Origin of the sequence: Spongiibacter sp. UBA1325 (assembly GCF_002306875.1) — a bacterium.
In the GTDB taxonomy this organism is placed as follows: domain Bacteria; phylum Pseudomonadota; class Gammaproteobacteria; order Pseudomonadales; family Spongiibacteraceae; genus Spongiibacter; species Spongiibacter marinus.
In genome coordinates this window covers 297588-310905 of sequence record NZ_DBTD01000009.1, presented here as the reverse complement: position 1 = coordinate 310905, position 13318 = coordinate 297588, and the positions used below count along the sequence as shown (strand labels likewise).

The 13318-nt window shown below is 55.8% G+C and carries 8 protein-coding genes; 4 read left to right on the top strand and 4 right to left on the bottom strand.

Annotation, left to right across the window (positions count from 1 at the left end):
* Positions 1 to 53 precede the first annotated feature (53 nt).
* Entirely contained in the window at positions 54 to 1193 is a 1140-nt protein-coding gene (gene recF, locus B3K78_RS09970) for a DNA replication/repair protein RecF (RefSeq protein WP_286695319.1), read from the top strand.
* An 82-nt stretch (positions 1194 to 1275) separates the two neighbouring features.
* Positions 1276 to 3696 (top strand): DNA topoisomerase (ATP-hydrolyzing) subunit B, encoded by a 2421-nt coding sequence (gene gyrB / locus B3K78_RS09965; protein ID WP_286695318.1) that lies wholly within the window; start codon positions 1276 to 1278, stop codon positions 3694 to 3696.
* 65 nt (positions 3697 to 3761) lie between these two features.
* Here gyrB and B3K78_RS09960 read toward each other — a convergent pair whose 3' ends face one another.
* Genes B3K78_RS09960 through glyQ form a run of 3 tightly spaced genes read right to left on the bottom strand, consistent with a single transcriptional unit; the run spans position 3762 to position 7549 of the window.
* Positions 3762 to 4487 (bottom strand): lysophospholipid acyltransferase family protein, encoded by a 726-nt coding sequence (locus tag B3K78_RS09960; protein WP_286695317.1) that lies wholly within the window; start codon positions 4485 to 4487, stop codon positions 3762 to 3764.
* Between the two features lie 27 nt (positions 4488 to 4514).
* The gene (gene glyS / locus B3K78_RS09955; RefSeq protein WP_286695316.1) at positions 4515 to 6599 is read right to left on the bottom strand and encodes a glycine--tRNA ligase subunit beta; all 2085 of its coding nucleotides are present in this window, start codon (positions 6597 to 6599) and stop codon (positions 4515 to 4517) included.
* Positions 6599 to 7549 carry a glycine--tRNA ligase subunit alpha gene (gene glyQ / locus B3K78_RS09950; protein ID WP_036255786.1) on the bottom strand — a complete coding sequence of 317 codons (951 nt, stop codon included), beginning with the start codon at positions 7547 to 7549 and terminating at the stop codon, positions 6599 to 6601. The genes glyS and glyQ overlap by 1 nt, the downstream gene beginning before the upstream one ends.
* Before the next feature lie 141 nt (positions 7550 to 7690).
* Between glyQ and djlA the strand changes: the two genes are divergently transcribed.
* A complete protein-coding gene (gene djlA, locus B3K78_RS09945) occupies positions 7691 to 8491 on the top strand; it encodes a co-chaperone DjlA (RefSeq protein WP_286695315.1) in 801 nt (266 codons plus the stop codon).
* Between the two features lie 75 nt (positions 8492 to 8566).
* Complete coding sequence (locus tag B3K78_RS09940) at positions 8567 to 11338, top strand: PKD domain-containing protein (RefSeq protein ID WP_286695314.1); 2772 nt, start codon at positions 8567 to 8569, stop codon at positions 11336 to 11338.
* 58 nt (positions 11339 to 11396) lie between these two features.
* Here the strand turns inward: B3K78_RS09940 and B3K78_RS09935 are convergent, their stop codons facing one another.
* Positions 11397 to 13277 (bottom strand): putative bifunctional diguanylate cyclase/phosphodiesterase, encoded by a 1881-nt coding sequence (locus tag B3K78_RS09935; protein ID WP_286695313.1) that lies wholly within the window; start codon positions 13275 to 13277, stop codon positions 11397 to 11399.
* Positions 13278 to 13318 lie beyond the last annotated feature (41 nt).

The following is a 13318-nucleotide window of genomic DNA, read 5'->3' as shown; positions in this document are numbered from 1 at the left end:
GCCGTTTTTGTATTCTTCCCCTTCCCTCCTGTTTGCGGAGTTTGTGACGCCCGATGCGGTTAAGTGAATTACATATCTCCAATTTTCGTAATTTGCGGCGCTGTGTGTTGAGTGATCTCTCTACCTTTAATTTCATCCATGGTGTGAATGGTAGTGGTAAGACCTCGGTGCTTGAGGCGATACATATGCTTTCCCTCACGCGGTCATTTCGTTCACGAAAAATTAATAGTGTGGTGAATTTTGACTCCCCTTCTCTATTGGTAAGGGGGGAGTTGGTTGACGGTGCCTTTGACGATAGTCGGATGCTTGGCATCCAGCGCGGGCGGGATAAGTCGCTGCTGGTTAAGTATGCGGGCGAACGACTCCGGTCCTTCTCGGATTTAGCGGGCTTACTTCCCGTGCAGTTGATCAACCCCGATAGCTTTCAATTGTTTGAAGGCTCACCAACCGTGCGCCGGCAGTTTCTCGATTGGTCAGTGTTCCACGTGAAACATCTTGGTTTTTACGAGGAGTGGTCAAGGTATAGAAAAGCGGTAAAGCAGCGAAATACACTGCTCAGACGTGGTAAACTATCGGATGCAATGCTCTCCCCCTGGGAGGAGGAAATTGCGCTGACAGGGGCGAAAATCACGGCTATGCGCCGCGCTCAGTTTGCGGAGCTAGAGGAAGCGTTTGTAAGTCTGCTTAACGAGCTTCAGGGTGGGTCTGGGCAGGACGCAAGCCACCTTCTGGATGCCTCGCGTTTTACTATGCGCTTTATCAGTGGCTGGGATGACGACGAGGGTCGTTTGGGCGCAGAGGATTTGCGTAGGCTCTTAAATGAATCCAGAGAGCAAGATCTGCGGCAAGGGTTTACGCGAGTAGGTTCGCACCGCGCCGATATTCGCTTTAGTTACGGTGGTACTAATGCGGCCGAGGTATTGTCGCGCGGGCAGATTAAAACGCTGGTATGTGCGCTGAAATTAGCACAATGCGGGTTGATGCGACGGCAAAACCTAGATGTGCTGTTGTTAGTCGATGACTTGCCCGCAGAGTTGGATAGAGAGCGCCGCGCTGCCCTGTTTGGTGTGATCGCGAGCATGGATATGCAGGTTTTCGCGACATCCATAGAAGCATCAGATCTTGATGACGCTTGGCTGGGTGACGCAAAAGAGATAAGAAGGTTTCACGTGGAACATTTTACCAACGCCTGATTCCAGCCAATGGCGTGTGGGCGACAGGTAAATAAAAAGGACTTGCTGCTGGGCAAGGCTCTTGTGTGTAGAGGTTCAAAGAATGGCAGAAGAAAACAAAAATTACGATTCCTCCAGTATCAAGGTGCTAAAAGGCCTCGACGCCGTGCGTAAGCGACCCGGCATGTACATCGGCGACACCGATGATGGTTCAGGCCTTCACCATATGGTGTTCGAAATCGTCGATAACTCGATTGATGAGGCTCTGGCAGGCCACTGCAGCAAGATACAAATTATTATTCACCCCGATGAGTCCGTTACCGTCTGTGACGATGGGCGTGGTATTCCCACCGAGATCCATGATGAGGGTGTATCCGCGGCTGAAGTTATCATGACCGTCCTGCACGCAGGCGGGAAATTTGACGACAATACTTACAAGGTTTCTGGTGGTCTCCACGGTGTTGGTGTATCCGTGGTAAATGCCCTCTCTGAAGAGCTGCGCCTCACCATTCGTCGGGGCGGTAAAGTTCACGAGCAAGTCTATCGTCACGGTGTGCCCGACGCGCCACTGGCGATTATTGGTGATACTGAACGCAGCGGAACGGAAGTCCGTTTTAAGCCCAGTAAAGAAACCTTCAGCAATATTGAGTTCCACTTCGATTATCTAGCGAAGCGTATTCGTGAACTGGCATTCCTGAACTCCGGTATCAACATCGAGCTGATCGACGAGCGCAGTGGTGAAAAAGAAGTTTTCTGTTATGAAGGTGGTCTTAGCGCCTTTGTTGAGTATCTCAACAACAACAAAAGCGCTGTTAACGATGTTTTCCACTTCACTACCGAAGCAGACGGCATAGGTGTTGAGGTCGCCCTTCAGTGGAATGACGGCTTCCAGGAAAATATATTCTGTTACACCAACAATATTCCCCAGCGTGACGGCGGCACCCATTTGGCCGGATTCCGGGCCGGTCTGACGCGCAACCTGAATAGCTACATTGAAAGTGAAGGCTTGGCGAAGAAGGCTAAGGTCTCCACTACGGGCGATGATGCGAGAGAGGGTCTAACCGCCGTTATTTCAGTTAAAGTCCCCGACCCCAAATTTTCCTCGCAGACCAAAGACAAGCTGGTTTCCAGCGAAGTGAAAACGGTTGTCGAGCAAGCAATGACGGCCAAGTTTGGTGACTTCCTACTGGAGAGCCCCAACGAAGCTAAGCAGATCGTCCAGAAAATGCTGGATGCGGCCCGTGCCCGTGAAGCTGCTCGTAAAGCCAGAGAAATGACCCGCCGCAAAGGCGCGCTGGATATTGCAGGCCTGCCAGGCAAGCTTGCAGACTGCCAGGAAAAAGACCCCGGTCTTTCTGAATTGTACTTGGTGGAGGGTGACTCGGCGGGTGGATCGGCTAAGCAGGGCCGCGACCGTCGCACTCAGGCTATTCTGCCCCTCAAAGGTAAAATATTGAATGTTGAGAAGGCGCGCTTCGACAAGATGCTCTCCTCTGCTGAAGTTGGCACCATTGTTACGGCCCTTGGCTGCGGCATTGGCAAAGAGGAATTCAACTTAGAAAAGCTGCGTTATCACCACATCATCATCATGACCGACGCCGACGTAGACGGCTCGCACATTCGTACCCTTCTGCTGACCTTCTTCTTCCGTCAAATGCCGGAGCTGATTGAAAACGGCTATGTCTATATTGCCCAACCGCCCCTGTACAAAATTGGGCGCGGTAAGCAGCATCAGTATCTGAAAGATGAGGCTGCACTAGCCAGCTACTTAACCCAGAACGCGCTAGATGGTGCAGCGTTATACGTAAACCCGGACGCGGCCCCGATCACTGGTGCAGGCCTGGAAAAGTTGGTGACCAACTTCAGGAAAGTTGAAGATATCACCCAGCGGCTGTCGCGTATTTATCCTGCGCGATTGTTGCGTGAAGTTGTTCACCTACCCACCGTTAAGGCCGATCAACTCGGCGACCGGGCCGTGATGGATAAATGGTGCACCGCACTGGCTGAGGTCACCGTAGAGCTAGAAGCCCGCGATCCGCAACACCGCTACGATGTGCGAGTGGTGGAAGACAATGAACTGAATATCTTTGTCCCTGAAGTGGAAATAACCTCTCACGGAGTAAGTACCCACTATCGCTTTGGTCGCGATTTCTTCAAGTCTTCAGATTATCAAAGCATTGCAGAACTCGGTGAAAGCCTGCAGGGGCTGCTCGAAGACGGCGCCTATATCAAACGCGGTGAGCGCACCCAAGAGGTGGAAAGCTTCGACGAGGTGATGAACTGGCTAATGGCCCAGGCAGAGCGCGGTATCAACGTGCAGCGCTATAAAGGGCTGGGTGAAATGAACCCAGATCAGCTGTGGGAAACCACCATGGATCCAGATGCCCGACGCATGCTGCGGGTCACGATTGAAGACGCGATTGCCGCCGACCAGATCTTTACCTGCTTGATGGGTGATCAAGTCGAGCCTCGCCGCGACTTCATCGAAAGTAATGCCCTGAAAGTGGCTAACTTGGATGTCTGATCCCAGGCACTAAAAAAGCCCGCGAGTCGCATCGATTCGCGGGCTTTTTTTTGTGCTGATTCCGGCTAAGGCATTTTATCGCAGTGTTGCTCGATCCATTCTGCGGCCTGTTCGGTCAGGGCCTTTGGGTCACCGTCGCGAGTGTCAATCAGCTCCCCTATCCACAGCGTGACGGTGCCTGGCCGAATAAGCAGGCTCTTGGGTGGCCACAGCCTTCCGGCGTTGTGAGCGATGGGTAAAATGGGTACACCGGCTTTGACGGCAATGCCTGCCCCTCCCCTGGCGTATTTACCGCGCACGCCATGGGGCACACGGGTTCCCTCTGGGAAGATAAGCAGATTGCAGTTATTCGCCAGGTGCCGAGTGCCCTGCTCCATGGTTTGGCGCATGGCCGCCCGGGGGTTGCTGCGATCGATGCCGATCGCATTCATCATGCGCAGCGCCCAACCGAAGAACGGCACGGACAACAGCTCCTTTTTAACTACGGTGGTAACGGGAAAAAGAAACCACTGCAAATAAAAGGTTTCCCACTGGCTTTGGTGTTTTGCCAGGGCGACATAGGGCTGCTGCGCAGGCAATTCGCCGACGACGCGCGTGCGTACGCCACAAAATAGCCGCAGACAGAAAATGATCAGCGCATTGCCGATGACAAAGTAGCGGCCGCGAACATGGAAGGGTAGGAACCACGTGAACACGATACCTGTAACGCTAAAAAACAGCGTAATCAGCGCATAGCTTACAAAAAACAGCCCCGAGCGCAGTCCGAGCCACACTTTGTACGGTAACGTCATCCCTGCTCCCTTCGCATCGCTTGCCCGCTATTTTTTAGCAGGCACCAGCAGTGATATATCGGCCACTTCCAAGAACAAGGCTTGTAGCTGTTTGAGTAAGCTGAGACGGTTATTCTTGAGAGCCGGGTCGTCGGCGTTCACCATGACATCGTCAAAGAAGCGATCAACGGGGCCTTGCAAGACCGCCAGTGACTTCAAGCCTCCGGTGTAGTCGCCGGATTCAAATAGCGCCAGGGCTTCTGACGAGCACGCCCCCAAGGCTGAGTGCAGCGCTTGCTCGGCGTCTTCTTGCAATAAGCTCGCATCGACTGTCGGCACTACGTCCCCTTCCGCTTTGGCGAGAATATTCGATACGCGCTTGTTGGCGGCGGCCAATGCACTGGCTTCCTTCAACTGGGTAAAGGCTTGAACAGCGTTAACGCGGCGATCAAAGTCGAGGGCATGAGTGATGCCTTTGGCATTGACGGCGAGGAAGATTTCGCTGGCCACGCCTTTGTCGTCATACCAGGCGCGCAGTCGCTCGAACATGTAGCCGAGGATGCTCTCTACTAGCTCGTCGCTGCCCTTCACCGCACTGTGTTGAGCAATGGCTTTAACGACCAGCGGGCGCAGATCCAGGTCCAAGGCTTTTTCGATCAGAATGCGCATGACCGCCAGTGACGCGCGGCGCAGGGCAAAGGGGTCTTTTGACCCGGTGGGCAGTTGGCCGATGCCGAAAATACCGCTTATGGTGTCCAGGCGGTCTGCCAGGGCGACGACTGTGCCGACATCACCAGCCGGTAATTCATCGCCGGCAAAGCGAGGCAGATACTGCTCCTGCATGGCCTGGGCAACCGCGGCGGGCTCGCCATCATTCTTGGCGTAGTAGGTACCGGCAATGCCCTGCATATCGTCGAATTCCAGCACCATCTCTGACACCAGATCGCTTTTGCTAAGCTCGGCGGCACGGCGCGCCTGCGCGGCGTCGACGTTCAATTGCGAGGCAATAAGCGCCGAGAGTTCGGCAACGCGTTCGGTTTTGTCGAAAATGCTGCCAAGCTTTTCCTGGAAAACGACTTTCTTCAGCCGCTCGCGGCGCTCTGCCAATGATGTTTTACAGTCGGTTTCGAAAAAGAAAGCGGCGTCGCTCAGGCGCGGGCGAATAACCCGCTCATTGCCATCGATGACTTTTTCCGGCTCGCGGCTTTCGATGTTAGACACCGTGATAAAGTGAGGGAGCAACTCCCCCTTGGCATCTACCACGTGAAAATACTTCTGGTGTTCCTTCATCGAGGACACCAAGGCCTCGGCGGGAACCTGCAAGAAACGCTGCTCAAAATTACCCGCTAAGGCCACCGGCCATTCAACCAGTGCGGTGACTTCGTCCAGCAGTGCCGGGTCGATCACCGCCTCACCGCCGAGGCGCTGCCCCTGTGCGGTGACTTGTTGGCGAATTAACTCACGACGACGACTAAAGTCGGCGATAACACGGCCTTCTTCTTCAAGCTGGCGCGCGTAATCTGCGGGCTTGCCCAGTTGCAGCTCGCCTTCGCTGTGAAAGCGGTGGCCGCGACTGCTGCGGCCGATGCGATGACCCATCACCTCACCTCTAACAACCTCGTCGCCAAAAATAACGCTCACCCAGTGTACTGGGCGCACAAACTGCTCACGCTTTGCACCCCAACGCATACGCTTGGGGATGGGCAGAGACGCCAGGCCCTGGTCGATAAAGCCTGGCAGTTTTTCGCTGGCTTGGCTGCCTTCAGCGGTAGAGCGGAAGCACAGCTTGTCTTGCTTGCCGTCATTGGCGATGTAATTACTCAGCTCATCCAGTGCCAAACCATTGCTCTTTGCAAAGGCCTCGGCGGCTTTGGTGGCCTGGCCGTCCTTAAAGGCGACTTTGACAGGTGGCCCCCACTTTTCTATGTCTTTGCTGGGCGCCTGTTCGTCGAGTTGACTAACGACCACAGCAAGGCGACGTGGCGAGGCGAAGCCTTCTACGCCGTCGAAGCTCAGTTCCTCTGCGGCCAATTGCTGGGTAATGCTGTTGGTGAAGGCCTCGGACAGGCTGCTGAGTGCCTTCGGGGGGAGTTCTTCTGTGCCGATCTCTATCAGCAGATCACGCTTGCTCATCAGGCTGTTCCTTTGTCTGCGCGAAATTGTTCGCGCCATACGGCTTTTCGCTCGTCGCTGGCCAGCGGGTAGTCAAGTTGGTTTCGCGCTTCGTCGTAGGCATGGGCCACTGCGCGGGCCAAGCCACGAACACGCAAGATAAAGCGCTGGCGCTCGGTGACCGAAATGGCGTGGCGAGCGTCGAGTAAGTTAAAGGCGTGTGAAGCCTTCATTACCATTTCATAGGCGGGAAGAGGCAGGCCTTTCTCTACCAGGCGCTGGCTTTCTGCCTCGTAGTGGTCGAAGTTGCTGAACAGTTGTTCGACGTCTGCCTCTTCAAAGTTAAAGGTCGACATCTCCACCTCATTTTGGTGGAACACATCGCCGTAGGTCACTTTGCCTTCGGGCCCGTCGGTCCACACCAGGTCATAGATGCTGTCCACGCCCTGCAGGTACATGGCGATACGCTCCAGACCGTAGGTGATCTCGCCGGTAACCGGGAAACACTCAATACCGCCCACTTGCTGGAAGTAGGTAAACTGAGTGACTTCCATGCCATTCAGCCACACTTCCCAGCCGAGTCCCCAGGCGCCCAGTGTCGGCGACTCCCAGTTGTCCTCAACAAAGCGTATGTCGTGAACCGTTGGATCGATACCCAGCATGCGCAGGGAGTCGAGATAGAGCTCTTGAATATTATCGGGCGACGGCTTCATGACTACCTGAAACTGGTAGTAGTGCTGAAGGCGGTTAGGGTTCTCGCCATAGCGGCCGTCGGTGGGGCGTCGGCATGGCTGCACATAGGCGGCATTCCAGCTCTCGGGGCCGATGGCCCGCAAGAATGTGGCTGGGTGAAAGGTGCCTGCACCGACTTCCATATCGAGGGGCTGCAAAACAACGCAGCCCTGCTTGGCCCAAAACTGTTGCAGGCTCAGGATGAGTCCCTGGAAGCTGCTTACATCTGCCTGGTTCACTGTGATCCCCGTCTACCGCTGTGCGTGGAATAAAAGAAGCGAGGATTATACAGCGTTGCGTGGCTCGCGGCGACGCGTGTGGCCGAGGAATAGACTTGTTATGATCTAGGACCTGTTCACAGTGGTGTGGAGCAACACAGCATGGGAAAACTCATCGGCGCAGTACTCGGCTATTTTACCGGCGGAGTGCTATTGGCAGTGGTCGGATTGGCCATTGGGCATTTTTTCGACCGAGGCCTGAAGCAGGCGATGGGCTTCAACTACGCCGCGCGCCGGGAGCAGCTTCAGCAGGCGTTTTTTGACAGCACCTTTCGCATTATGGGGCATCTCGCGAAAGCCGATGGCCGCGTGTGCGAGCGAGAAATTCATCAGGCAGAAGCCATTTTTACTCAGCTGGGCTTGAGCAGCGAGCGGCGGCGCAGCGCTATTGAGCGGTTTAAGGAAGGTAGCGGCGACGCCTTTGTGCTCGAGGAAGAGGTGTCCCGCTTTTTGGAACACTGCGCGGCTCAGCCGCTGTTAAAGCAAATGCTGATAGAGGCGTTGCTGGCAATGGCGATCGCCGACGGCGAAATAGATGCCGCCGAAGAGGCTGTTTTATCCCGCGTGGCGCAGTTCCTCGGTTTTGCCACGCGAGACTTTGAGCGACTGCTAAAAATGAGTCGCGCTCAGCAGCACTTTAATTACCATCAACATTCATCCCGAGAGCAGGCCCACCGCCAGCAACACAGTGACCTCGAGGATGCATACACCGCCCTTGGGGTTAGCGCTGATGTCAGCAATGCTGAATTGAAGAAGGCCTATCGCCGGCTGATGAGTGAGCACCACCCAGACAAGCTCATTGCGCGCGGTGTACCTGAGGATATGCTGAAGATAGCGACCGAAAAGTCTCAGGAAATCAGGGCGGCTTACGATCTGATTCGCCGTCATCGAGGTGTGAAGTAACCCTCCTGTCACATTTAACATCGATGTCACATAGCGGCGCTACACTCCCCGTTTTCACTGATTGGTCTTGTCGACGTGTTTGCCATTCGAAGCGGTTTTATCGCCTGTTGTATCATTCTCAGCGCCTGTGGTGGCGGGAGTTCATCGGACAGTGACAACAGTAGTGCGCCCGCTGATAACAGCGAGCTGACGATTATTGGTGAAATGAAAGTCGCCGCGCAAAGTACGCAAATTCTGTTAGCGCAGGATAACAGTGATAGCGCGACGACTGCGCCGTGGCAGTGGACGGTCGTCTCCGGCCAGTCCCTGCTGGAAACCGCCGAGGTTGATGAAGAGCGTTTTCAATATCGCAGCGTGGCGCTAAACGGCCCTGCCAGTATTCGTGTGCGTGTGCAGCGTCAAGCTGCCGACGGCGAGCCCCGATCTGCCGAAACCTCGATTCAGTTAAGGCCGGCTAACGATACTGTCATGGCGCCGCGGGTGGATGCCGGTTCAGATAAAGTGGCTGATGAAGGGGAGGAAATTACGCTCAATTCCTCGGTAACGGCGCGCAACGGCCGCAGTATCAGAGCCCTTTCCTGGCAGCAAACGGCGGGACCGAGTGCCACGATTATTGGCGCCAGTGACCAAGACAGCTTGCACCTCCGCCTGCCCCAGGTCGAGCAAGGCGACACCCTGCGCTTTCGTCTGAGTGCCCGGGATAGCGGCGGCTTTATCGGTAGTGACAACACCTCGGTGCAGTTGCGCAATGTGTTTCAAAACCGTCTACCCATTGTCGATGTAGGCGATAGTTTCGACGCGCGTGGCCGCGAGCGGGTGAGCCTTCGTGCATCGGCGATTGATCCCGATGGCGACATTGTCAGTGTGCGTTGGCAGGGCTTGGGTGAAGATAACGACCTTGTGATAGATGGAGCCGACACCCTGCAGGCAAGTTTTGTCGCACCCAATCCCAGTGAGGCACGAGACCTGGTACTGAGGTTGACGGCAACCGACAATAGCGGCGGTAGTGCCAGCGCCGACCTGCGTATCCATCTTTTGCCGGTCGCAAATCGGGCGCCACAAATCGAGCGTGTTGAGGTCGACCCCGGGGTTGCCTACAGCGGCGAAACCGTTTTCTTGCGCGGCATCGCCAGTGACGCTGACGCCGATGCCCTGCAAACAATTTGGCAGCAGGGCGAAACGAGCGGCGATGTGCGTATCGGCCTGCGCGATGCCGACAAGCCCAATGCCAGCTTTATTGTTCCAGCGCTCAGTGAGCCCGTGCTTGTCGAAATAGCGTGGCAGGTGAGCGATGGTCGCGCACACACTGAGGAGCGACGCAGCTTGCAGTTGGTGCCGCGGGAAGCGCAAAGCCCGGATCCTTTGTCGTGCTTAATGGACCCACTGCAACCCGGTTGTCCCCTCTACCCGCTGTCTTCGATACTTGATCCGCAAGCCTTTCTGGCCTGCTCAGACCCGTTAAGCAGCGACTGCATACTTGGCGACCTCATCGGCCCGTCGCTGCGCCAATGCTTGCGCCAACCTTCTGCCGAGGGCTGCGCGGAGGCCCTGCTGGATGTTACCGAGCCAAGCTATGTGCTTGAGCAAATTGGCCCGGAGGCACCCGCCGATGCCTGCACCCCCGCGTATGATCCCGATAGCTTCGAGGATTACATCGGTGCGATGCACGAGCACACCGCCTACTCTGACGGCACGCCGCTAACCAAGCCTGCGGATGTGTATCGTCGGGTGAAGGAACTTGGCTACGACTTCGTTGCCTCCTCTGACCATTCCGATAACCTGGGCATTCCGCTCTCCACTGGCATAGGCCGGGCAGAATGCCCACCTGAAAACTTCCTCTACTGCCTGTTTTTGGTTGACGAGCAACGCCCGCAGGATGCACTGGCCAAGTGGGCGGCGACGCTGAGTCAAAGCAATGCCGCCACTACCGATAATTTCACGGCTATACGCGGCTTCGAATGGACCTCGGACCGATTCGGCCATGCGAATGTCTACTTCTCGCGCAATATCATCAATGCCAAAACCGGCCCCGGATACGCGGTGAGTATGGCCTTGTTCTGGCAGTGGTTTACCTACCCTGCGCAGTTTGGCGGCGGCAGTGATGGACTACTTAGCTTTAATCACCCCGGCCGTGAAGATGCGTTGGAATCCGCCTTTGAGTTTGCCGGCGGTGACCCGGCTTTTACATTCAATGATTTTCGCTATGTCGATACCGCTGACTACCGCGTTGTCGGCATTGAGGTCTTTGGCAAGGGCAGTGAATACGATAGCGATGGGCCGGGCGGGAGCTGGTTGAGTTATGCCCTGGATAAGGGCTGGCACCTCGCGCCGATCAGTTCAGAGGACCATCACGGCATTCACTGGGGTGACCCAGACTTACCAAAAACCGTGATCCGGGCGCGCTCTCGCAGTCTTGATGATTTGCGAGAGGCGCTGTTGGCAAGGCGGATATATGCCGTGGCGCAACACTACAGTGACTTGCGTTTGGACTACCGCGTGGCTGATGCCACCCTGGGGGCGAGAATTCGTCAACCGGCGGGCAGCGTGTTGCCTTACCGAGTGTCGGTGAGCCTGCATGGCCAAGTTATGTCGAGCGCGGTGGTGCAGCTGGTTGGGCCGGGGAACACCGTGTTAGCACAGGCGACAGGCGGCGAGCTACAGGGCCAACTTTCCGTTGGCAGCAGCAAAAAATACGCCTTTGTTAGGGTGTTAGATTCGGCGAACAATAACCGTCCGGTGGCGTTTTCAGCGCCGATTTGGCTGCTGCCAGGCGACGCGCCGCTGCCATTGTGCCGCCCGCCTTCGGTTTGGGAAGGGGATAGTTTTCTCTATCCCACGCTGCCTTAGCCTCGCCAGTGCACGCGATAGGCTCCGCTGAGCCATTACCGAATTAATCAGAGCTGCCTTAAATATGCTGAGCTTCGTGGACGTCGGCGTAGCGTTTAGCCCAGTCTGAGAAGGCTTCGGCATTTAGCGCGGGGGTGTAGAGGAAGCCCTGTACCATGTCGCAGTGATGATCTTTTAGCAGGCGTCGCTGCTGCAGGTTTTCGACACCTTCGGCAATAACCGACATGCCGAAGCTGTGCGCCATCGCAATAATGGCGTTTACCAGCGTGACGCTATCTTGGCTTTGGTCGATATCGTGAACAAAGCTGCGATCGATTTTTAGAATATCGAAGGGGTAGCGCTTCAAGTAGCTGAGCGAAGCGTAGCCGGTGCCGAAATCATCCAGCGACAGGCGAACGCCGAGCGCCTTCAACTCCTGAAAGCATTGGCGAAGATTTGGTGTATCGTTGATCAACAGGCCTTCGGTGATTTCTAGTTCCAACTGCCGTGCCGGCAGACCCGATTGCTGCAGGGCGCGCCGCACCGTATCGACAATCTCGGACTCTTCAAACTGCCGCGCAGAGATATTCACAGCAATGTTAATTTCGGGCAGCCCGGCGCGCCGCCACCGCATTGCCTGTTGGCAGGCGTTGATCATCACCCACTCGCCGATCATGCCAATCATGCCGCACTCTTCTGCAACGGAGATAAACTGATCCGGGCCGGGGTTGCGCAGTTCGTTGTTGTGCCAGCGCAGCAGCACCTCCGCGGCAACCAGGCGGTTGCTGCCAAGCTCGATAACAGGTTGAAAGTGCAGCTTAAATTCATCGCGCTCTATCGCGCGGCGCAGTTGCGACTCTGTTTCCAGCCGGTATTCGGCCTGGCTGCTCATACCCGCTTGATAGAAAGAGAATTGGTTGCCGCCTTTGCCCTTCGCCGCAAACATTGCCGCTTCGGCTCTGCGTAACAGGGTTTCGGCGTCGCGGCCGTGGTCGGGATACTGGCTGATACCAATACTGGCTGAGACGTTAATCTCATTGGTGTCTATCAGGTAGCGCTCACTCACCTTGCTCAGCACGGTTTCGGCGAAAATACTGGCTTCATCACTGCAGCTGCCCTCGCCGAGAATGATCAAGAATTCGTCGGCGCCCAAGTGAGCGAGTAGCTGTTCGTCGTTGATACAGCGTCGCAGGCGCTCGGCTGTCTCGCGAAATAGGCGATCCACCACGTGGTGGCCCAGCGAGTCGTTTATAAAGCGGATTCGGTCGAGGTCGAGGTGCAAAATGGCAAACCCGCTGGCGTCCTCGCCCTGCTGTTCAATAGTGCGCTGCAGATTTTTTAATGCCAGCTGGCGATTGGGCAAGCCGGTTAACACGCTGTAGTGTTCGCGAACAAAAAGCCGGTTGGCGATCGCCTTGTTCTCAGAAATATCCTCACAGCTGAATATATAGTGTTCTATATTGCCCTGTTCGTCTTTGGTCGCCGAGGCCACCGCGGCAACATATTCCTCGCGGTCGGCGAGCTGAATATGCAGCTCGCCCTCCCAGCTTCGGCCTTGCTCAATTGTGCTGCGAATGCGTTGGCGCGTTTCCTCGGAAATCAGCGATAGCAGTCGCTCTATGTCGGCGGTGTCCGGAACGCTGTCATCACTGATGCCGCTGAGGCTGTGAAACTTCTGGTTGGTGTAGATGGGCCGAAAGTGCTTGTTGAGCAAAATCAATGCGGCGGGGCTGTGATCCAACAGGGCCTGCAATTGCTGCTCTTTCTCCTGGCTGCGGCCGAGTCGTGCGCGCAGTGCGTCCAGCTTGCCGCTAAAGGCGATCAGGAAACACAGCATACTCATCGTGAAGATGGCCAGGGCTAATACCGCCGAATCGTAGCGATTTTCAGGCAGTAACAGGCTTGCGGCTGCTAAGGAGGCCGAGCTGGCGAGTGCTAGGGCGAGTTGCGCGTAAGCCATAGTCCATCTTTTGTGTCAGATTACGGCGCTATGATGGCAGG

Coding starts and splice junctions, on each gene's coding strand:
- recF (WP_286695319.1), top strand. CDS start 54: ATGCGGTTAAGTGAATTACATATCTCCAATTTTCGTAATTTGCGGCGC.
- gyrB (WP_286695318.1), top strand. CDS start 1,276: ATGGCAGAAGAAAACAAAAATTACGATTCCTCCAGTATCAAGGTGCTA.
- B3K78_RS09960 (WP_286695317.1), bottom strand. CDS start 4,487: ATGACGTTACCGTACAAAGTGTGGCTCGGACTGCGCTCGGGGCTGTTT.
- glyS (WP_286695316.1), bottom strand. CDS start 6,599: ATGAGCAAGCGTGATCTGCTGATAGAGATCGGCACAGAAGAACTCCCC.
- djlA (WP_286695315.1), top strand. CDS start 7,691: ATGGGAAAACTCATCGGCGCAGTACTCGGCTATTTTACCGGCGGAGTG.
- B3K78_RS09935 (WP_286695313.1), bottom strand. CDS start 13,277: ATGGCTTACGCGCAACTCGCCCTAGCACTCGCCAGCTCGGCCTCCTTA.